A 21,030-nucleotide genomic window follows, 5' to 3' on the forward strand; every position below is an offset into this window, starting at 1 on the left:
CGTGTCGCCCCGATATGCGAAGGTAGCCCCATGCCCTTCGATGAAGACGCCGGCGCAGTCGAACGAATCGGTCGACGATTGGTCGATGTCGGCCTCGGTCAGGGTCGTTCACTCCTGACCCCCGGCCGCCCCGTCTGGACGGTCGAGCATCTCGCCGAACTCGAACAAGACTACGTGGCGCGACCCGACGCGGGCGCCGGGAGTTTCTTCGACAAGCTGTCCGTTCAACTTCGAGATTCCTCACCCGAAGCCGTTCAGCTGTTCGCCGAGATCTACATCCTCAACGTGCTCCCCATCCTCAACCTCGGGGGCAAACTCAAAGTGCAGCAGGTCCGGTCGATCCTCGACATGGCCGACGATCCTGTCCAACTCCCCGCCGACGTCGAGCAGGCGTTGGCGGGCGGCGGTGTGTTCAACGGTGGGCAAGCGTTCAACAACTACCGGTGGAAGCAACTCAGCTACCTCATCGAGGTCGCCTGCGTATTCCGCTCGCTTACCGAACAGCAACGCCTCGAGGCACTGGGTGATCCGCTTGCATTCCGCCACGTAGTGCGGTCAGTTCCGACCGGCCAGTTCGTACAGCAGCAATCGCTGCTCTTCCTCGCGTTCCCCGACTACTACCTGCCGATCGTGAGCACGGACGATCGACGACGCATCCGCAACGCCTTCGCCACGCAGTACCTCGACCACCCGCCCACGGACGACGTCGACGTCGATCTCCATGAAATCCACACGAAGGCGGTCGAAGCGACCGGCGGTGCAATCGACTTCTACCAATCGCCGTGGGTAGAGCAATGGAAGCTGTCCAGCGACCCCGCACCGACCGACGAGATCACCCACGCGTGGAGGGTGTACGGATCGAACGTCGCCGGCGTGGACATGGTGCCCACCTGGCGCAAGAAGGGCACCGTCTCCCTCGCCGCGAAATTCCTCCGGGCCATCGAGCCCGACATCAGCAGAGACGAACTGAAGGGCTTCGTCGAGCAGGACTACCGATCCTCCGGGTACGCCGTCCGGCAGGAGAAGGTCGACGAGTTCTATTCGTTTCTCGCCCGCATGCATCCGGGCGATCTCATCGTCACCGTCAGCCAGGGCAGGGTGCATTTCGGCACCGTCACCGGCGACGCCGAGTACGTGCACAGCAGCGACGGACGATCCAACCTCCGCCGGCCCGTCAAATGGGAATCCCGATCACAGCGCACCTCCGACCTGCCGCTGGAAATCGCGTCCCGACTCACCACGCAAGGTGACGTCGTCGACCTGACCACACAGATCGATGCCATCCGCGAAATCATGGGGCAGCGCCGCCAGGTCACCCCCGCCACCGGCCTCAACGTGCCCGACGCCGATGAACAGCTCGCCACGCGGCTGCACGTGCCGCAACACTGGCTACAGGAATGCATCGAGTTGCTGCGCGACCGTCCACAGCTGATCTTCTACGGCCCGCCCGGGACCGGAAAGACCTACATCGCCAAGGAACTCGCCCGACACCTCGCCGGTGAATCCAATGTCAAACTCGTGCAGTTCCACCCGGCCTACTCGTACGAGGACTTCTTCGAGGGATACCGTCCGGCACAATACGGAGCCGGACAGGTCGGATTCGAGCTACGACCCGGGCCGTTGCGCACGCTCGTCGACCGCGCCGTCGAGAATCCCGATGCGGTGTACGTCCTCGTCATCGACGAGATCAACCGCGGCAACCTCGCGAAGATCTTCGGCGAACTCTACTTCCTGCTCGAATACCGCAACGAGAGCATCGATCTACTGTACGGATCAGGGGATTCCGAACCATTCATGTTGCCGCGCAACGTCATCGTCCTCGGAACCATGAACACTACCGACCGGTCGATCACTCTCGTCGACGCCGCGATGCGCCGACGTTTCGCCTTCCTTCCCCTGCACCCGTCCGAAGAACCCACCTCCGGCATCCTCCGTAGCTGGCTGCGCGCACAGAGGTGTCCGGTGGACACCGCCGACCTACTCGACGAACTCAACACTCTCATCGACGACGAAGACTTCAAGATCGGTCCGTCGTATTTCATGCGACCCGCGGTGTTCGAACCCAACGGGCTCGAACGAGTGTGGAAGTACAACATCCTTCCGCTCCTCGAAGAGTTCCACTACGGCGACCGCGGTGTGGACGTGCACGCAACCTACGGACTCGAGAGGGTGCGAAAACGACTGGCCGCCAAGGTGTCTTCCGCCAGCGAGAACGAATCCGACAATGACGACGATACTGTCGCTGACCGAGGGTGACGGCGCACAACTCGTCGCACTGACCCACGGCGAGTACGACGCGCTGAATCAACTCGGCATCGTCGATGTGACCCACACGGCCGAAACCGGCCGATACTCGGTGAAGGCGACACAGAAGATCGGCGCGGTCTCCGTCGGTGACCTCCAGGTGATCGTTCGACCGAAGATCACCGATCTGAACCGTCTCGTGTTCCTGCTCGGCTACGCGCACAGCCGCGATGTCTGGCGCGACGACAAGGTACGTCTCACCGAATCCGACGATCTCTTCCCCGCGTTGGCTGCGGTGTTCTCCCGGCTCGCCGCGCGCGCCACCGAACAGGGGCTGCTGCAGGGATACCGAACAGTCGCCGACACACTCCCGGTTCTGCGCGGACGGATTCGCGTAGGTGAACAGATGACGCGCCGTTACGGGCTGCCGGTTCCGCTGGCCGTCGAGTACGACGATTTCACCGTCGACATCACCGAGAACCGACTGCTGTTGGCGGCGACACTGCGGCTCCTCACCATCCCACGGATCACGCCGGACACACGCCGACGCCTGCAACGTCTCCGCCTCGTTCTGGCCGATGTCACCGCACCGGCACGGGGACGATCGCTTCCCGACTGGCGTCCGACCCGACTCAACGCCCGCTACCAGGACGCACTACGCCTGGCCGAGGTGGTACTGGCAGCGCAATCGTTCGAACACCGTGTGGGCGGACTCGTCGTCACCGGCTTCATGTTCGACATGTGGCGGATCTTCGAGGACTTCGTGTGCACCGCGCTCGGCGAATCGCTCTCCCGCCGGTCGGGGCGATGCGCCACGCAGTACCCCCTTCACCTCGACGAAACCTCACAGATTCGCATGAGACCCGACCTCGTCTGGTTGTCCACCGATCGAACAGTGCAGGCCGTCGTCGACGCGAAGTACAAGGCCGAACGCCCCGCCGGGTTCCCCGACGCCGACCTCTACCAGATGCTCGCCTACTGCACAGTCCTCGGCTTGCAGGACGGCCATCTGGTCTACGCGAAAGGCAACGAACCTGTACGAACCCATCAGGTGCGACGCGCAGAACTACGGCTTCACACCCACGCGCTCGACCTGTCGTTGGAGCCCGCCGCACTCCTGACACAAGTCGACCGGCTTGCCGATCGGATCGCAGCTCCTTCACCGTCGAGCAGGTAGCGCATCAGGACACCTACCCCAGCATCATCACAGCACCCGACACGACGTCCCCGAGTTCGGGCGCTCCGCAACGGTCCGAGAATCGGCTAGACTTCTGCACTCGGTGGGTCGGGGGGATACGCCACGGGGTCGAGCATTCCGGATGCCGAAGGGGGAATCGTGTCATATTGCGTTGCACCGTGCGTGAGGTTGTCGCGATGATCGTCGATCCGGTGATGCTCGCCGACCTCGCCCAGAGTCTCACCGAACATGCCAACCGCATCCGGTTTGCATGCCAAACTCACTCCCACCGGTGGCGTGCTCTTTCACGCCTCCCGGACGCCCTCCCCGGCTCGGCCGTTGCGGCCATGTCCACCGACACCTCGACGGTTCTGGCCGATGTCTGCGACATCCTCTCGGGGCCGATCGATCAGATGGCCTACATCTCGGGCAAAGGCAGCGCGGACTACACGATCACGGTCGAGGACTTCGCCGCGCGGATCCGCGCCACAGGAGAACTGTTGTGACCCCTACACGTTCGATGGTCGCAGAATGGGATACGGCCGACACCCGAAGAACAGCGGATGCCATCGACGTTGCGCAGTCCGCCCTGGACACGATCGCCCGAGCGATCCATTCCGAAGCATCCTCCATGCACGACCAACGGCACTGGGTCGGCGACGCCCAACGTGCAGCCGAGGACTGTGCCGAGCAGGAATCGCGGCGAATGATCCGCTGCGCGGGATGGATCGGCGAACTCGCCGGGCACTATCGGACGGCCGCGGACAACATCGACTCGGCACGAACAGCACTGCAGAACAAGGTCGGTTCGGCCCTCGAAGCCGGTGCGACTGTCGCCGACGACTGGACCGTCGGCCCCTGGACCATCGAGGACCCCGCGATCGTCGACTACTGGCGGTGGGAGATCGTGGGTGCGCTGGGCGTGCTTGTCGAGGTGGACGAACAGGCCGCGCAGGCGATCCGAAACACCCTCGACGAACTCGAGGCGCTCGCACCGAAATCGTCGGGCATGTCCGGCATCGAAGCCCGCCAACTCGCCACCCGCATCGCAAATTCTGCTCAACTCGGGGATCTCGCCATCGACCGCCTGCTCAACGATCTCGAAGGCGCACAGTTGAACACGGAGCAACGCGCCGCGTTGGGACGCGGCGAGAACGTTGTCGTATCGCAGGGAACCCTCGACTACCTGCAAGAACTGTACGGAACGCTCGATGTCGAGGGGTTTTTGGAACTGTCCGACCAGCTCGCCGGCAGCGGGCACCCCGAAGCCCGGGCTTGGCTCGCAGACGGACTCGCGCTCGCAGTCGACCCGCGGATCGTCAGCGATGCCGAGACCGACACCGGTGGACTGACCCCGCAGATCACGGAATTCCTGTCGGGGCCCGCGACGACGGTGGACCAAGGCATCGATCCACCGATCACCGTCACCACAGTCCACAACGCGGGCCTCCTCGACCGATTCACACAGGCTTACGGTGCGGGCGATGCAGCGCTGCAACAGGACAACCCCCTCAACCGTGCCCTGATCGAACGTGCCGGCGAGCTGGCATCCGTCGATCGAGGACCGGGCGCCGACGTAGCGCTGGAAGGTGCCGGTAACACCAGCTTCGACAGCCTCGTCGAACACCTCGTCGAGACCGGTGGTCGTGACCGCGGCAGCGTACACGATCTGATGGTCGACACCACCGCGCGCGACGAGACGATCCTTCCACTGTTGCAGTACGACTGGAGCGACACCGGTGACGCGCACGTGGCAGAGATGTTCAGCTGGATCGGTTCCGACGCCGTTCCCGATGGGGACGATCCCGCCGACCTCGCTCGGGCCACCCGCGCGGGCGAAACCACATTCGGGTTGTCGCAGCTGCTCCACGAGCACCACACCGACCTCCTCGACCTGCCGAACAGCGACAACAAGTCGATCGGAGAAGTCAACCCCACACTGACCCGGAGCATGGCAACAGCAGTATCGCCGTATCTCGCGGAGATGGTGGGGGTTCCCGGCGAAGACACCGGCACCCACGGCTTCGGCGTGCTGGGTAAAGAGAACGTCCCGGCATTGTATGCGACGTTGGCGAGTGACCCGAAGCAGCCGAACATCTGGCTGGTCGGGTGACGGAGACAGTTGCGTCACTCGAGCAGCGGTGGGTCTCTCTCGAACCGACATCGGGCAATCCGCGTCTCGAGTACGGAACGTGGAGCGGGAGCCTTCTCGGCGCGGCAGAAGCCGGAGTGCGCATCGAACACGAGAATCGCGTGCAGGACATCGAAGACCGCGGAACCCTGTTCGACACCACCAAGGCCGGTGTGTACGGGGCGGCATCGGCAATCCCTGTCGTCGTCGCGATAGGCGTGGACATGCTCGCACCGTCCATGCGCGAGGACTACGTGGACACCTCCAACCTCGAACCCCACGCGGCACCTGACACTTCACGGTTCGTCGACATGTACAACCTGGCGTTGGCTATCCAGGAGGAGAATCAGGGGCCCGGCAAAGTCGTGTAACCGCATGTCAGGCGGCATGAAGTAGGCCGATCGGCCGGTGTGGGTCACGTCCGTGGTGGCGTAGCGCGGCGGCGATGTTGTTCCAGCCGGCGAGCCGGAGGATGCCGACGGCGGTGTTACGGAGGGCGGCCATCACCTGGGGTGCGTTGCCGGTGCGGACGGTCGAGCGGTCTTCGTCGAAGGTCACGTCCCGAACCCAGTGGAGGCGGTTCTCGATGCCCCAATGCCCGCGGATCCAGGACGCGACCTGCGCCGGAGCAGCTGCGGTCATCGGCATCGAGGTGATCAGGTAGACCACCTCGACACTCTTGCGGCCCTTCTTGGTGACGGTGCGGCGGACCTGCAGAACTTGTGTGGCGTGCGGGAAGCCGAGACCGGCATCGACCTCGGTGGCCTTGATCGTGCGACACTCCCGCCGCCCGTGACCACGGCCGGTGAGCGACGACGAGACCGGAATGTCGTTCCAGGGCAACGACTTCAACAGATCCCGGAGAGCACGCTGGTTGTTCTTGACGGTGAACACGTAGTGCCCGCCGCGGCTCACGATGTGCTCGGCGGTCGCCCGTTGACAATGCAGCGCGTCGGCGGTGACGACGACATCGGTGAGATCGAGTGGCCCGAGTAGGTCGACGATCAGGGGGATCTCGTTGGTCTTCGGACCGACCTCGACCTGCCCGAGGACGACCCCGCTGCTGTGGTCGAGGACCGCGAGCAGATGCGTGAGATGCCCCGCCGCGTCCTTCGCGCCCCGCAACGTTTTCCCGTCGACCGCAACCACCCGATACCCGTCGACCACCCGGGACCGCAACCACGACCAGGTGCCGATGACCTGGTCCAACACGGCGGCGTCGAGGCGTCCGAGGGTGCGGCGGATCGTCGATTCCGACGGCGGCCGACCCTCGACACCCAGCCGATCCAACACGTCCACCGGGACGTCGTCGGCCCATTCGGAGACCGCGGTGAACGAACGGGCGCCGGCACACACCGCCGCCAACGCGACCGACAGGATCACCGAGAGTCGGTGCCGGACCCCACGCCTCGATCGTGGATCGGGCACCCGGGCGAGGACCTCGAGGATCCCGGTGTCAGACACCGGGGCATGAGTAGGACAAGATGAGACAGCGGGCACGGTTCGTTCCTGATGACGCGGGAGTAGAGACTTGCATCATCACCGAGGCGACCGTGCCCGCTCAAACCGCACCCCGACCGCCGTGAAATAGCAGGTCAAGCGGCATCACTCACGACTTTGCCGGGCCCCTGGGAGGAGAATGGGGGTGTTCTTCCGGATGGGTCTCAGTGGGACCCGTTCAAGACCGAGGCTGGAAACCTGGGGACGCTCGCCCAGGTTGAATCCGACAGACCTGATAGGTCCATACCTGTATTCATTTCGGTAGTAACAGGAGAACTCAACGTACGGGGAATCCCGATCGACAGCTTCAACACGGCCGTAGACGACGGCAGACGATCCGTGACCGAAGGATGAGCGGATGATCGCCCACCGCCTGATCGGAGTTCTCCTCATTGCCGGAATGGCTATCGCAGGGTGCGCTGCGGTTCGACCTCATGTCGATTCCACAGCCATTCCCTCGAACAAAGGCCCATACCAGCTTCCCGACCTTGTCCGATACAACTACCGCTGGAGCGCCGAACCTCACATCGACCTGTTCAGCGGGCCCGCCACCGCAATCCGCGCCTATGTCGAGTCGTATTACGCTGCCACCGACGCGCACTCCACCAAAGCCGGCTATCCCGGATTCGAGAAAGCCATCGAGCACCTCGTCTTCGAACCATTCCGCGAACGCGACATCAACGACCGCACCAACCACAACCCCCAGCCCATCGTCGGCACCTCGTACGGGCACATTCTGGAGATGACCACCACCGACACCGGGATCATCGCCATCATCTGCGAAGGCAACTACTCACTCATGTTCACCCGCGAGGACGGCAGCTACGGAAATCTCGGAACCCGCGTTCCCAACGCGATAGGAGTCGAGATCGCTCCCGGACCGGACGGCGCAATCTACGACACCCGCCCCACCGCAGGTCCGGCCCGCGCACCACAACCCGACATGTTCGGCGGCTGGACCGTCACACGGCACCGCCTCAGCATCGAAGATTTCTCGTACCATCTTGCATGCGAATACAAGTTCCCCGATCCGCCGGAGGATCGACCCACACGCCTCAGCGATGTGCTCACCGTCCCCTACCCCACCCTGCCACCCTACCCAGGCTGGCCGGAACAACCCGAATAGCCGGGCCAACACACCGAATCCGAATCAGACAACACCGGCAACGCCACTTCCCATCGCCGCCCTCGGCAATATTCGGGCGCGGCGCACACGACACCGACGAACCGACCCCACTCCCCTCCCACACCGGAAGCGTGATCGCCCGAATGCCACGCATTTTCGAGACACCACTTTCCCGGACACCGATTTCACTGCTCCGGAACGGAAGTCCAGAATTCGACGATGGTCTTCACCACGACGTCGGCGTCGATCACCAGTGGGGACACGTGACCCGTACCGGCGACCACCTCGGCGCGCCCGTCGGGCATGGTGGAGACGGCGGACTGCGCGTCGGACAGCTGCCAGCCCATGGCGTCGTCACGGGCGGCGAGCATCAATGTCGGTGCGGTGATCCGCGGCAGCAGGTCTCCGAGGCCCTGCCGGTGCACCATCACCGACTGCATCGCGTGCAGCATCGACGTGCGGTCGGCGGTGCGGAACGCATCGATGATCGTCTCGGCCCGCTCGGGTCGGGCCGCGGCAGCGTCGGCCCCCAGCAGTGCGTTCGACAGTGCGCGGGTGATGTACCGCGTGGCGCCGGCGAGGCGGTACATCCGGACCAGAGGCGCGACCTTCGTCAGCCGCTCACGGGTGGACAGCGCCTGCACCGGTGTGCCGATGGTGGTGAGGGTGCGCACCCGAGCGGGCCCGGTCGCGGCGACCACGATGCCCACGTGACCTCCCCACGCGTTACCGATCCAGTCGACCGGCTGGTCGATGCCGAGTCGGTCGAGGACCTCGATCGCGGCCGCGGCGCAGTCGTCGAGCGTGAAGTCGTGGTCGATGCGCTCGCTGCGGCCGTGCCCGGGTCCGTCGATCGCGATCACCCGGCGGTACGCCGCGAAGGCGTCGATCACCTCACCCCAGGACCGGGAGTCGACGAACAGGCTGTGCCACAGCAGGGCGGGCCGGCACCGACGCTGTCGAGATGTAGTCCGCCCAGTGCGGTGGTGACGAAATCGGGGCTCGGCGTACTCATGACGACCTCGCAAAAATACTTCGGAATCCGAAACTTCGGTAACCGTAGTATTCTCCGTCGGTATGGCCACGTCAAGAGACCTCCCTGCGGATCGGCTCGCCATCGGGCAACTGCTGGTCCGGTTGCTGCGCGAGTTCCGGCGCGACCTTGCCGCACCGGCGGACGAACGCGGCTACGGCGACGTCCGCGACCCCCACCTGCAGATCTTCGGCAACATACGCACGGGCGGCATCCGACTCACCGAACTCGCGACGCGCGCGCAGCTGAGCCTGGCCGCGACCTCCGAACTGGTCAACGACCTCGAGTCCCTCGGCTACGTGGAGCGCCGCCCCGATCCCGCGGACGGCAGAGCCAAACTGATCGAGCTGACCACCAGGGGACGACAGCTGCAATCCGATGCCGGTGATCGAGTCGCCGACATCGAGCAGCGTTGGGCCGCGATCGTCGGCCCCGCAGAGTTCACCGCGCTGTGTTCGACGATGCAGCGCCTGCTCGACACCCTCGATCCGGACGAAGCCGGTCGCTGAGCGTCGCCCCCCGCACCGCGACGACGTCGAGTGTGGACGGCACGCATTCCAACAGTCTCGACTCCGCCCCACCCACCCCACCGGTGTCACTCCGCCCCGGTAGTGTCGCCGCTGGGGAACACGACAAAGAGGACGGGCGCGTATCCGCGACCCACCGGTACGAGAGGCGGGGGCACGTGGCGACATTGGCGATCGACAAGGATTTCCTCCTCGACTTCGCGAAACTCGAACAGTCGGTGCAGACCCGGGTCCACGAGGTGTTCGGCAAGTTCGACACCGCCACCCACACCGGGCTGCACCTGGAAAAGATCAAGAACGCACGCAACCCTCAGTTCCGGTCGATCCGCATCACCCAGTTCTGGCGGGGCATCGTCCTCGCCCCGCAGACCGGCGACACCTACACGCTCCTGAAGGTGCTCCCCCACGACGACGCCTACGTGTGGGCCGAACGCCGCAACGTGTCGGTGAACCAGGCGACCGGCGGTATCGAGGTCCGCGACGACGCCGCCCTCGACGAACATCTCGCCCACCTCGACCGGCAGGCCCCCGACAACTCGGGTGCGCACCTGTTCGCACACGTCAAGGACAGCGACCTGGTCCGCCTCGGACTCGACGACAAGGCCGTGCGGTTCGCGCGGTTGCTCACCGACGATTCGCAACTCGACGCGGCCCAGCCGTACTTTCCCAGCACCCAGTGGCAGGTCCTCTACGGGCTCGCCGCCGGGATGACACCCGACGAGGTGTGGGCCGACCTCGGAGCCGAGATCCTCGACGGGCCCGTCGACACCGCCGATCTCGACGCTGCGATCCGTCGCAGCTCCCACCGCGTCCTGCTCGTCGACGGCCCGGACGAGCTGATGGCGGTGTTCGCGAATCCGTTCGCACTGTGGCGGATCTATCTGCATCCGGCGCAACAGGCCGTCGTCGACGCCTCCTTTCGGGGTCCGGCGCGGGTGACCGGCGGACCCGGCACCGGCAAGACGGTCGTCGCGTTGCATCGCGCCCGTCGCCTCGCCGAACGCGGCGACGGGAAGGTTCTCGTCACCACGTTCACCTCGACCCTCGCCGAGTCGTTGGAAGACGGCATCCTGATGCTCGTCGACGATCCCGCCGTCGAAGCGCGGATCGTCGTCGAGCACGTCGACCGGATCGCCCACCGTGTGTTCCGTGAAGAACACGGCAGCCCTCACCTGATCACCAATGCGGACGAGAAGAAGCTGTGGCGCAGCATCATCGACGATCTGGGTATCGACTTCACCGAGACGTTCCTCGGCGAGGAGTGGCGGCAGGTGGTGCTCGCCCAGCGTGTCTCCGACGCCGCCGGTTACCTCGCCGCGAAACGCACCGGTCGTGGGCGGCGGTTGGGCGCATCCCAGAAAGCGATGGTGTGGCAGGCGATCTGGGAGTTCGAGCACGCGCTCATCACCCGCACGGTCCACACCCACGAGACGGTGCGCCGCGAGGCCACAAGAATTCTCGAACAGCGGACCGACAAGCCGTACCGCCACATCGTCGTCGACGAGGCGCAGGATCTGAGCCCCGACCAGTGGCGGCTGCTACGCGCCTCCGTCCCGGAAGGCCCCGACGACCTGTTCCTCGCCGGAGACACCCATCAGCGCATCTACAACAACCACGTGAGCCTGCGTGACGTCGGCATCAACGTCACCGGGCGGTCACGCCGGCTGACGATCAACTACCGGACCAGCGCCGAAATCCTTCGGTGGAGTCTCGAACTCATGCACGGTGCACGTTTCGACGACATGAACGATCGACTCGACACCATCGCCGGATGCCGGTCGGACGTCCACGGTGACGCTCCGACCGTCGAAGGGTTCGTCACCCGCGACGTCGAGTTCGCCTCGCTGTCCGAGAAAGTGCAGGGGTGGATCGACAGCGGTATCGAACCGTCCGAGATCGGCGTCGCCGTGCGGTCCAGGAAGCTCGGGGACGCCGTCGCCGCGGCACTGACCAAGCACCGGATTCCCAGCACGTTTCTGGCCGATTCCCGCGGGAAGACCGAGGGGGTGGCCATCGGCACGATGCACCGGATGAAGGGGCTCGAGTTCCGTTGCCTCGCCGTCGCCGCGGTCTCCAGCAAGCAACTCCCCGCGCCGTATGCCGTGGCGTCCGCCGATGAGGACGAACACACCCACGCACGAGACCTGCAGCGGGAACGGTGCCTGCTGTTCGTCGCCTGCACCCGCGCGCGGGAACAACTGCTCGTGACGTGGCACGGCGAACCCAGCCCCTTCCTCACCCCGCTCCTCTGAACATGAGTACGGCCACCGGCGGTGCGGCCGGATACACGACTATCGAATCCGTCGGGTCCCGCCCACCGCAGGGAAGTTTCTGGGAGAATCGACCGGATACCCGAGGAGCACAGTCATGTCCGACACTGCATCATCCACCGTCCACACCCGTCGCGTGCCCGGAACCATCATGATCGTCGCTGCCGCAACCGCTCTCGGATTCACCGCAGCGTGTGGAGATTCCGGGGACGACGGTGCGGCCACCACCACGAGCCCCGCGGTCACCGCGCCTGTCACGACCACACCGCACGCCACCGAATCACCGGAAGCCGCGGCGTCCGAAGCGACGATCACGATCGAGGATTCCTCCTTCGGAGACCCGATCACCGTCACGCCCGGCCAGGTCGTCACGGTCGTCAACCTGGACAGCGCACCGCACACCGTCACCGCGAACGACGGCACCTTCGATGTCGAGGTCGCGGCCGGTGAGACCGTCACGTTCACCGCACCGATCGATCCGGGCACGTACGATTTCCACTGCACGTATCACTCGGGCATGGTGGGCACGCTGACCGTGCAGTGACCGGGGATCTGCGGCGGGTCCGATCCGATCAGATCATCTCGGGCACGTGCAGATGCGCGATCACGAGTTCGAAATCGCACGTGTCGGTCATCGCCGCGCGGGCCTCACGGGAACCGGCATCCCGAAGCGCGTCGAGGCGTTCGCTGCCGGCGTCCAGCAACTGTGCGCTGTCGAAGATCAACGACGTGACCGAACGTCCTGTGGCGCGGTCGAGCATGAGACCGGCGCTGCAGAAGCCCTCGACTTCCTCGAGTTTCGGCAGTGCCGCCAGATTCCACACGTCGAGTCCGCGGTCCATGTCGGCCGGATCGATCGTGAACCACGTGACGCGGCAGCACGCGCCCCGACCGGAATGGTGTTCGCGATGCATCGCGGCGATCTCCCACCGGGACACCTCGGTGCGGCCGTGGAACACTTCGGCGGCCTCGTCACGGAGCAGACCGACGCGCCCTTCGCTCGCGCGGAGTGATTCCTCGTCACGCCACGAACTCGTGGCGATGCATCGGCCGGAGGTGCGGTCGACGAGCAGGGACATTCCGAGGCAGGACTCGATGTCTGCCAGCGCAGGCATCACGGTGGTGCGCATGTGCATGATCCCGGCGTCGATGAACGACGGATGGGACAGGATTGTGGTGGAACGTGCAAACACGATCGGCACCTCTCTCGTCGAGGCGGCGCCCGGCGGCGTCGCCGGTGGTTTCCACGTCGTTCACGTTCCTCCGCTACCCACCCGTAGGCAAGCATCCGCCTTCCGACAGCCTTCCCGCGGACCCGATGTCTTCCCTCCGCTCGAACAGTGGACGCGGGAAGCAGGTGTGTCCGCGGGAGTCGCCGACCCTCGACGGCATCCCCGGTTGGCTCGGCGCAGTGGCACGGGCCACTATGGACCCATGACGCGTCACGGTCCCGAATCCGACATCGACGAGGCCGACCTCGAGGTCACCTCCCCCGCGACCTACGCCGCCGGGGTCCCCGCGGTACTGGTGTCGCTCGAACGCGCCTACGAACAGATGGGCGTCACCCGGACGGTGCGGACCCTCACCCGACTGAACCAGCGACACGGCTTCGACTGCCCCGGATGCGCCTGGCCGGAGACCCCCGGTCACCGCAAGCCCGCCGAATTCTGCGAGAACGGCGCGAAGGCCGTCGCCGAGGAGGCGACGCTGCGCACCGTCACCCCCGAGTTCTTCGCCCGGCATTCCGTCGAGGAACTGTCCACGAAAACCGACTACTGGCTCGGGCAGCAGGGGCGCATCACGCACCCGATGGTGCTGCGCGAGGGCGCGTCGCACTACGAACCGATCGGCTGGGACGACGCGTTCGATCTGATCGCCGGACAGCTGACGGCGCTCGACTCCCCCGACGAAGCCGTCTTCTACACCTCGGGACGCACCAGCAACGAAGCCGCGTTCCTGTACCAGCTGATGATCCGCAGTTTCGGCACGAACAACATGCCGGACTGCTCGAACATGTGCCACGAGTCGTCGGGCACAGCCCTGACCGACACGATCGGGATCGGAAAGGGGTCGGTGTCGGTACCGGATGTCGAACAGGCCGATCTGATCCTCATCGCCGGGCAGAACCCGGGGACGAATCATCCGCGGATGCTGTCCACACTGGAGAAGGCGAAGGCGAACGGTGCTCGGATCATCGCGATCAACCCGCTCCCCGAAGCCGGTCTGCGACGCTTCAAGGATCCGCAGAAGATCTCCGGTGTGGTCGGGCAGGGAGTCGAGATCGCCGACGAGTTCCTGCAGATCCGGCTCGGCGGCGACATGGCCCTGTTCCAGGGGCTCGGACGACTGCTCCTCGAGGCCGAAGACGCCGCACCCGGAACCGTCCTCGACCGCACCTTCCTCGACACCCACTGCGCGGGATTCGAGGATTACGAAACGCACATCCGTGAGGTGGACCTCGACACCGTGGTCGAGGCCACCGGCCTGACCCTCGCGCAGCTGCGTGCCACCGCCGCCGACCTGATCGCATCCGAACGCACCGTGATCTGCTGGGCGATGGGACTGACCCAACACACACACGCGGTCGCCACGATCTCCGAAGCCGTCAACGTGCTGTTGGCCCGCGGCATGATCGGCAAGCCCGGAGCGGGGGTGTGCCCGGTGCGGGGTCATTCCAACGTGCAGGGCGACCGCACCATGGGTATCTGGGAGAAGATGCCCGAATCCTTCCTCGCCGCACTCGATTCCGAGTTCGACATCACCTCCCCGCGCACCCACGGGTTCGACACGGTCGAGTCGATCCGCGCGATGCGCGACGGTCGGGCGTCGGTGTTCGTGGCGATGGGCGGCAACTTCGTTTCCGCCACCCCCGACACCGCCGCCACCGAAGCCGCACTGCGCAACTGCGCGTTGACGGTGCAGGTGTCGACGAAACCGAACCGCAGCCACGTCGTCCACGGCACCACCGCACTGATCCTCCCCACCCTGGGACGCACCGACCTCGATGTCCAGGATGGGGAGAAACAATCCGTGTCCGTGGAGGATTCGATGTCGATGGTGCACCTGTCACGCGGGCGGTTGCGCCCGGTGTCCGAGCATCTGCGCAGCGAGGTCGACATCGTGTGCAGTCTCGCCCGCACCCTGCTCGGCCCGGACCACCCGGTGCCGTGGGAACGATTCCGCGAGAACTACGACCGCATCCGCGACGCGATCTCGCGGGTCGTTCCCGGCTTCGACGACTACAACACCCGAGTCCGACAGCCCGACGGCTTCCCGCTCCCGCACCCACCCCGCGACAGCCGCGAGTTCCGCACCGACACGGGCCGCGCGAACTTCACCGTCAGCGAACTCGAATGGGTACGGACACCACCGGGCCGGTTGATCCTGCAGACCATGCGCAGCCACGACCAGTACAACACCACGATCTACGGCCTCGACGACCGCTATCGCGGCGTGAAGGGCGGGCGCCGAGTCGTGCTCGCCAACGCCGAGGACATCGTCGAACTGGGGTTCCGTGCCGGCGATCTCGTCGACGTCGTCTCCGAATGGCCCCGCGCCGACGGCACCGTCGAAGAACGACGTGTCGAGGCGTTCCGCCTCCTCGCGTACAGCACGCCGAAGGGTAACGCCGCGGCCTACTACCCGGAGACGAACCCGCTGGTCCCGCTCGATCACGTCGCGAAGAAGTCGAACACGCCCGCGTCGAAAGCCATCACGGTTCGCCTCGAAGCAGCGGGCGCCCCGGAGAGCGGTGGTCGGTGACATGGGTCGGGTCACCACGCGCCGCGCGGTCGTGCGGGTCACACCCGGGCACACGACGCGGCGCCCCGACACACTCGCGGTCGAGGAACCCCTCGAGATCCGGCTCGACGGTCGCGCGTTGACCGTCACGATGCGTACTCCCGGCCACGATGTCGAGTTGGCCCACGGATTCCTGCTGGCGGAGGGCATCATCGCCTCCCGCGACGACGTGGCGGTCGCGCGGTACTGCGACGGCACCGACGACACGGGGGCCAACACGTACAACGTACTGGATGTCGGGTTGGCCCCCGGGACGGCGGTACCGGAGGGTGCCGGTGCCCGGAGCTTCCTGACGACGTCGGCGTGCGGGGTGTGCGGCAAGGAGTCGCTCGATCAGGTGCGCACCCGCACCCGCTTCCCGCTGAGCGGCGGCTTCCGGGTGCCCTCGGCGACCCTCGCTTCGCTACCGGCGACGATGCGCCGCCACCAGAAGGTGTTCGACAGCACCGGTGGGCTGCACGCCGCCGCGTTGTTCACCGCGGAGGGAGCCCTGCTCGCGCTGCGCGAGGACGTCGGCCGGCACAACGCCGTCGACAAGGTGCTCGGTTGGGCGTTGACCGAGAACCGGGTGCCGTTGTCCGACGCCGTGTTGATCGTCAGTGGGCGTGCCTCGTTCGAGCTCGTACAGAAGGCCGTGATGGCGGGTGTTCCCGTGCTCGGCGCTGTGTCGGCCCCGTCGTCGCTCGCGGTGGATCTCGCCGAGGAATCGGCGATGACACTCGTCGGGTTCCTGCGCGACGACTCGATGAACGTCTACACGGGTTCGCTTCTCTGACGACCCGCTCGCCCCTCGCGACCGCCGGAGCGTGCCCCACGCCGACCTCAGCCGCAGGTGGTTGCGGGTTCCTCACCGCCGCGCACCGAGTCGACGTAGGCGCGGACGTCGTCGAACGACTCGTCCAGCACCGCGCGGTGGTCGGCATCGTCGTAGACGGTGTAGGTCAGATCGGCACCGTTGGCGCACAGCGCGTCGGCGACCTGGTCGGTGATGGGACGGCCGACCAGCACGTCCTTGTCGCCCTGCACGATCATCGTCGGCACCGTCGGGGTGAGCGGCTCGACCTCCTGCGTGGCGTAGTAGTCGCGCAGTGCAGTCAGGTTCGCGTCCGGGGAGAACACCTGGTCGACCGGGACGGTAGCGGCGGCCTCACGGATGTCGTCCATGCATCCGGTCCGTGCCGCGGTGAGCAGTGGTCGAGAGGCGTCGGTGAGCATCGCGTCGGCCGACAGCGACGGGTCGGCCGCCTCGGCACCGAGCAGCAGGACCGGAAGGAACCCGAGCGCCGGCGCGATGGCGGGGCCGCCGGTAGCGTAGAACTCCGCGGTCTCGCTGGTACGGCTACCCGGCGCGAACGAGACCACTGCCCGGAGGTCGAGTTCGGGGGCACGTTCGGCGCCGGTCGCCGCCGTGTAGAGCGCGGCGTGCCCGCCCTGACTGTGCCCCATGGCGATCCACTCCTCCCCTACCGTCGGGTCGAGTTCGCGTGCGGCACGGACGATGTCGACGACCGTGTTCGCGGCACTGTCACCGTTCATGTAGGGGTGCCCGCCCGGGGTGCCGAGCCCTTCGTAGTCGGTCTGCACGACGACGTAGCCGTCGGCGACCCACCGGTCGAGCATCGCCGTCGTGAGGCCGAGGTAGCCGTGTGCGGGACCGCCGACGGTGTCGGCGGACGGCGCGCATGCGTCGCCGACCCCGGTGGTGCCGTGCGCCCAGCTGATCACCGGCCAGCCTCCGTCCGGTGCCTCGCCCTCGGGGACGGCGACCGTGCCGGAGACGAGGATCGGCCGGCCGTCGGCGCCCTCGGAGGTGTAGGTGATCAGTTCGGTGCGCGCGGCACTGGGTAGCGCAGCCGCGGTGGTGAGTGTGCGCTCGGTGATCAGCGTGCCCGGAGCGAGCGCGGCGCCGGCGCCGTCGGTCTCGGTGTCGGAGCAGGCAGTGGCACCGAGAAGCGAGACGAACGCGACGGCGACGGCCACGCGGTGGGGTGTGGAGCGGGTCATGAGACCTCCGATAAGAAGAGTGCATTAACCATAGAGATGACCTTCTTAGTAGTCTGCGTCACATGAGGATGTCAACCGGGCGTCTCGCTCTGCTCGACGCCGCCGAGAAACTCGTGGCCCGTCGCGGTATCCACGGTGTGTCCTCCCGCGACGTACTCAAGGAGGCCGGTCAGCGGAACAACTCCGCCATCAGCTACCACTTCGGGTCCTGGCACGGGCTGCTCGACGCAATCTGGTCCCGTCACGCTCCGACGATCAACGCCGAACGTGCCGCGCTCGTGGCCGCGGCCGAACGCGATGCGCCGCCGACGCTCGACCGTCTGGTCCACGCGTACGTGCATCCACTGGCCACGCAGGTCCACACGTCCGACCCCGGCTACTGGGCGCGCTTCAACGAGCAGTGGCTGGCCACGGCACCACTCGATGTCCTGTCCCCGCCCGCGTCGGCGGCGCGGGGCGCCCACTACTACCCGTCCGACGAGTCCCTCGACGTACTGTCGGCGTTGCTGGTGCGGATCGCGGACGAACTCGGCCCACCCGAGATCGCGGCGCGGCATCGGGTGGGCCTGATGGTGCGTTTCGTGATCGGCGCGTACGCGGCGTACGAGCGTGCCCGGGAGGACGGTGATGCGCCTGCACCGGATCTGTTCGAGGACGAGATCATCGCGCTGGCCTGCGCGATGCTCCGTGTACCGCGTGTGAACCGGTGACCGTCCCGGCCGGCGCCGTCAGTCCACGTCGGGTGCCCACTGGACGCCGTTGATGTGGCTGCCGCCGTCGACGAAGAGGGTGTTGCCGGTGAGGTAACGAGCATCATCGGAAGCCAGGAAGGCGGCGACGGTCCCGATGTCGTCGAGGGGATCACCGATGCGCCCCATCGGGTTCGCGGCCTCCTGGGCTGCGGCCATCTGCGGATTCGCCTCGGCGACCCGCCGGTACGCGGCACTCTGCGCGCCGGGACAGATCACGTTGCAGCAGATGTGTTTCGGCGCCCATTCGCGGGCGACGGTGCGGGTCATGCTGCGCAACGCCTCCTTCGCGGCGTTGTAGTACACCGAATACATGTGGGCGTTCACCCCGTTGAGACTGCACATGTTGATCACCCGCCCGGTGCCGTGCTCGGCCAGCGCCGGGTACGCATGCTGCATGGCCCAGAACGCCGACATGACACCCATGTCGAACCCGGCGCGCATGTTGTCCTCCGCCGTCTTCTCGAAACGCGCGTAGCCGAGCGGACGCCACGCATTGTTGACGAGGATGTCGAGGCGCCCGAACTCGTCGGTGGCGGCGTCGATCATCGCGTGCACCCGGTCGCGGTCGGTCACGTCCGTACGCACGAACGTCGCTCCGACACCCCACTGCTCGGTGAGCCATCCGGTGGTGTCGGCGCCGGCGTCCTCGTCGATCTCCGCAACCACGATCCGGGCGCCCTCACGCGCGAGCGCGCCGGCCACACCTCGGCCGATTCCCATTCCGGCTCCCGTGACGACGGCGACGCGTCCCTCCAGTTTTCCCATGCCCACTCCTGATCTGCGTTGATAGGCGAGCGAGCCCCGCACCGGCCATTCCGGTGCGGGGCTCGCTTCTGCTTCTGTTCATCTCGGTGGTACGCCCCATTCAGCGCGGGCGTGGTACGCCCCATTCAGCGCGGGCGGGGTACACCCCATTCAGCGCGGGCGTGGTACGTCCCTTTCAGCGCGGGCGGGGTACACCTGCTTCGATGAACAGTCCCTCCACCGATACGCACACCTCTCCGGCGGCGTTGCGGATCTCACCGACGGTGTTGATCTTGCGGCCGTCCGTCGTGACCTGCCGTCCGATGATCGTCAGCGGCTCGAACAACGGTGTGGGCCTGTGGTACCGCGTGTTGAGTTGCGCGGTCATGCCCGATTTGCCCGCCCACGCGTTCGCGACACCGAGAACGTGGTCGAGCAGCATTGCCGAGACACCTCCGTGCACACACCCGGGCGGCCCCTGGTACGGCAGCGTCAACGTCACGACGGCCCGCACCGACCCGTCGCCGACACCTTCGATGACGAGCGGGGGTGCAATCGCATTCTCCGGACCGGTGATCGGGTCGTGGCGGGTGACACCCTCCCCGCTCCACATGTCGACCATCCGCTCACGCACCGTGGGGGCGTGTTCCTCGAGGTGCCCGACGATGCTGTCGAGTTCTTCCGCCACACGCTCCAGGTTCGGATTGGCGCGGTCGGTCCGCAGCAGCGCATCGATGACGCGGCGGGCCGCGGCCGTGGCGTGGTCGATCGGCGAATCCTGGGGAGCCGAGGTGAGGACCGTGCCGTCGGACGCGTTGTCGACGGTCGGGTGGTGATCGGGGTCGACCTTCATCGGATCTCCATCGTCGCGTGGGTGAGGACCGACTGCCCGTCCCGCTCGGGGCAGGTGGCGAGCAGGGTCAGGGTGTCGCCGTCGCGCCACACGGACGTCTCGATGGTCTCGCCCGGGTACAGGGAACCCGCGAACCGCACCGAGAACGACCGCACGCGGGCGGGATCGCCGTCGAGGATGCCGTCGACGACAGCCTTGCAGACGACGCCGTAGGACGCGAGGCCGTGCAGGATCGGCCGGTCGAATCCGGCCGTCTTCGCGAACGCGGGGTCCGCGTGCAGGGGGTTGAGGTCGCCGCTGAGGCGGTACACCAGCGCCTGCTGGGTGGACGTCGGCGACACCAGCGCCTTGTCGGCGTCCCGCTCGGGGACGGTCGCGACCGCGTCCGGTCCGGCCTCGCCGCCGAAGCCGCCCTCGCCGCGCGCCCAGATCTGCATGGACTGCGTCCACAGCGCCTGGCCGTCGGCGTCGCTGCCGGTGGTCTCGAGGACGATGACGGCGGCCTTGCCCTTGTCCCACACGTCGGAGATGCGCTGCGAGATCGTCGCGGTGCCGGACGCCGGGATCGGCGCGTGCAGCGTCAGCGACTGGCCGCTGTGCAGGATCTTGCGGAGATCGATGTCGATTCCGGGCAGGTTCATCCCGGCCGGACGCACCGGTCCGGCCGAGACGCCCTGTCCGGCGATCATCGCGAAGGTCGGCAGGACCGCGAGGTCCTTCTCGTACACCCAGCGGAGCTCGGCCGGGTCCAGCGAGTCGACGCCCGCACCCAGTCCCAGGTGGTACAGGATCACGTCCCGCTCGGTCCAGCTGACCTCGCGGACGGTGGGTGCGGCCGACAGCGCGGCCTTCACGTCGATCGGCATTG

Annotated in this window: 19 protein-coding genes; 12 read left to right on the plus strand and 7 right to left on the minus strand. The window is 66.5% G+C overall.

Features of this window, described 5'->3' with window-relative positions; translation table 11 throughout:
• Positions 1–30: 30 nt before the first annotated feature.
• The 5 genes from LDQ05_RS09370 (at position 31) to LDQ05_RS09390 (ending at position 5,923) form a co-directional block, all read left to right on the plus strand.
• On the plus strand, positions 31–2,256 hold the full coding sequence (locus LDQ05_RS09370) for an McrB family protein (protein ID WP_226436654.1): 2,226 nt from the start codon (positions 31–33) through the stop codon (positions 2,254–2,256).
• On the plus strand, positions 2,225–3,421 hold the full coding sequence (locus tag LDQ05_RS09375; RefSeq protein ID WP_226436656.1) for an McrC family protein: 1,197 nt from the start codon (positions 2,225–2,227) through the stop codon (positions 3,419–3,421). The genes LDQ05_RS09370 and LDQ05_RS09375 overlap by 32 nt, the downstream gene beginning before the upstream one ends.
• A 197-nt stretch (positions 3,422–3,618) precedes the next feature.
• Positions 3,619–3,927, plus strand: a complete 309-nt coding sequence (locus LDQ05_RS09380; RefSeq protein WP_226436657.1) for a hypothetical protein — start codon at positions 3,619–3,621, stop codon at positions 3,925–3,927.
• Positions 3,924–5,534: a TPR repeat domain-containing protein gene (locus tag LDQ05_RS09385; RefSeq protein WP_226436658.1), complete on the plus strand. Its 1,611-nt coding sequence runs from the start codon at positions 3,924–3,926 to the stop codon at positions 5,532–5,534. The genes LDQ05_RS09380 and LDQ05_RS09385 overlap by 4 nt, the downstream gene beginning before the upstream one ends.
• Entirely contained in the window at positions 5,531–5,923 is a 393-nt protein-coding gene (locus LDQ05_RS09390; RefSeq protein ID WP_226436660.1) for a hypothetical protein, read from the plus strand. Before LDQ05_RS09385 ends, LDQ05_RS09390 begins: the two co-directional genes overlap by 4 nt.
• 7 nt (positions 5,924–5,930) lie before the next feature.
• On the opposite strand, the gene LDQ05_RS09395 is transcribed toward LDQ05_RS09390, so the two are convergent.
• Positions 5,931–7,016 carry an ISAs1 family transposase gene (locus LDQ05_RS09395; protein WP_226436661.1) on the minus strand — a complete coding sequence of 362 codons (1,086 nt, stop codon included), beginning with the start codon at positions 7,014–7,016 and terminating at the stop codon, positions 5,931–5,933.
• A gap of 394 nt (positions 7,017–7,410) precedes the next feature.
• Here LDQ05_RS09395 and LDQ05_RS09400 point away from each other — a divergent pair, with 394 nt between their 5' ends.
• The gene (locus LDQ05_RS09400) at positions 7,411–8,178 is read left to right on the plus strand and encodes a hypothetical protein (RefSeq protein WP_226436662.1); all 768 of its coding nucleotides are present in this window, start codon (positions 7,411–7,413) and stop codon (positions 8,176–8,178) included.
• 185 nt (positions 8,179–8,363) lie between these two features.
• On the opposite strand, the gene LDQ05_RS09405 is transcribed toward LDQ05_RS09400, so the two are convergent.
• The gene (locus tag LDQ05_RS09405) at positions 8,364–9,071 is read right to left on the minus strand and encodes an alpha/beta fold hydrolase (protein WP_308013179.1); all 708 of its coding nucleotides are present in this window, start codon (positions 9,069–9,071) and stop codon (positions 8,364–8,366) included.
• Positions 9,072–9,255: 184 nt separating this feature from the next.
• Between LDQ05_RS09405 and LDQ05_RS09410 the strand changes: the two genes are divergently transcribed.
• From LDQ05_RS09410 to LDQ05_RS09420, 3 genes are all read left to right on the plus strand, one after another.
• Complete coding sequence (locus tag LDQ05_RS09410) at positions 9,256–9,720, plus strand: MarR family winged helix-turn-helix transcriptional regulator (RefSeq protein ID WP_226436664.1); 465 nt, start codon at positions 9,256–9,258, stop codon at positions 9,718–9,720.
• A 176-nt stretch (positions 9,721–9,896) separates the two neighbouring features.
• Positions 9,897–11,990 (plus strand): UvrD-helicase domain-containing protein, encoded by a 2,094-nt coding sequence (locus tag LDQ05_RS09415; protein ID WP_226436665.1) that lies wholly within the window; start codon positions 9,897–9,899, stop codon positions 11,988–11,990.
• Between the two features lie 115 nt (positions 11,991–12,105).
• Entirely contained in the window at positions 12,106–12,552 is a 447-nt protein-coding gene (locus LDQ05_RS09420) for a cupredoxin domain-containing protein (protein ID WP_226436666.1), read from the plus strand.
• Positions 12,553–12,580: 28 nt separating this feature from the next.
• Here LDQ05_RS09420 and LDQ05_RS09425 read toward each other — a convergent pair whose 3' ends face one another.
• The gene (locus LDQ05_RS09425; RefSeq protein ID WP_226436667.1) at positions 12,581–13,210 is read right to left on the minus strand and encodes a hypothetical protein; all 630 of its coding nucleotides are present in this window, start codon (positions 13,208–13,210) and stop codon (positions 12,581–12,583) included.
• Between the two features lie 232 nt (positions 13,211–13,442).
• Here LDQ05_RS09425 and LDQ05_RS09430 point away from each other — a divergent pair, with 232 nt between their 5' ends.
• Entirely contained in the window at positions 13,443–15,770 is a 2,328-nt protein-coding gene (locus tag LDQ05_RS09430) for an FdhF/YdeP family oxidoreductase (RefSeq protein ID WP_226436668.1), read from the plus strand.
• Position 15,771: 1 nt separating this feature from the next.
• Positions 15,772–16,584: a formate dehydrogenase accessory sulfurtransferase FdhD gene (gene fdhD, locus LDQ05_RS09435; RefSeq protein ID WP_226436669.1), complete on the plus strand. Its 813-nt coding sequence runs from the start codon at positions 15,772–15,774 to the stop codon at positions 16,582–16,584.
• A 47-nt stretch (positions 16,585–16,631) separates the two neighbouring features.
• On the opposite strand, the gene LDQ05_RS09440 is transcribed toward fdhD, so the two are convergent.
• Positions 16,632–17,813: an alpha/beta hydrolase family protein gene (locus tag LDQ05_RS09440; protein ID WP_226436673.1), complete on the minus strand. Its 1,182-nt coding sequence runs from the start codon at positions 17,811–17,813 to the stop codon at positions 16,632–16,634.
• A 62-nt stretch (positions 17,814–17,875) separates the two neighbouring features.
• Here LDQ05_RS09440 and LDQ05_RS09445 point away from each other — a divergent pair, with 62 nt between their 5' ends.
• A complete protein-coding gene (locus LDQ05_RS09445) occupies positions 17,876–18,523 on the plus strand; it encodes a TetR/AcrR family transcriptional regulator (RefSeq protein ID WP_226436674.1) in 648 nt (215 codons plus the stop codon).
• An 18-nt stretch (positions 18,524–18,541) separates the two neighbouring features.
• Here the strand turns inward: LDQ05_RS09445 and LDQ05_RS09450 are convergent, their stop codons facing one another.
• The 3 genes from LDQ05_RS09450 to LDQ05_RS09460 all read right to left on the minus strand — a co-directional run bounded on the left by LDQ05_RS09450 (position 18,542) and on the right by LDQ05_RS09460 (position 21,028).
• Positions 18,542–19,330: an SDR family NAD(P)-dependent oxidoreductase gene (locus LDQ05_RS09450; RefSeq protein ID WP_226436675.1), complete on the minus strand. Its 789-nt coding sequence runs from the start codon at positions 19,328–19,330 to the stop codon at positions 18,542–18,544.
• A 175-nt stretch (positions 19,331–19,505) separates the two neighbouring features.
• Positions 19,506–20,162, minus strand: a complete 657-nt coding sequence (locus LDQ05_RS09455) for a PaaI family thioesterase (protein WP_226436676.1) — start codon at positions 20,160–20,162, stop codon at positions 19,506–19,508.
• Positions 20,159–21,028 carry a MaoC/PaaZ C-terminal domain-containing protein gene (locus tag LDQ05_RS09460; RefSeq protein ID WP_226436677.1) on the minus strand — a complete coding sequence of 290 codons (870 nt, stop codon included), beginning with the start codon at positions 21,026–21,028 and terminating at the stop codon, positions 20,159–20,161. Before LDQ05_RS09460 ends, LDQ05_RS09455 begins: the two co-directional genes overlap by 4 nt.
• Positions 21,029–21,030 lie beyond the last annotated feature (2 nt).

This window comes from Rhodococcus yananensis (assembly GCF_020515525.1).
Classification (GTDB): domain Bacteria; phylum Actinomycetota; class Actinomycetes; order Mycobacteriales; family Mycobacteriaceae; genus Rhodococcus; species Rhodococcus yananensis.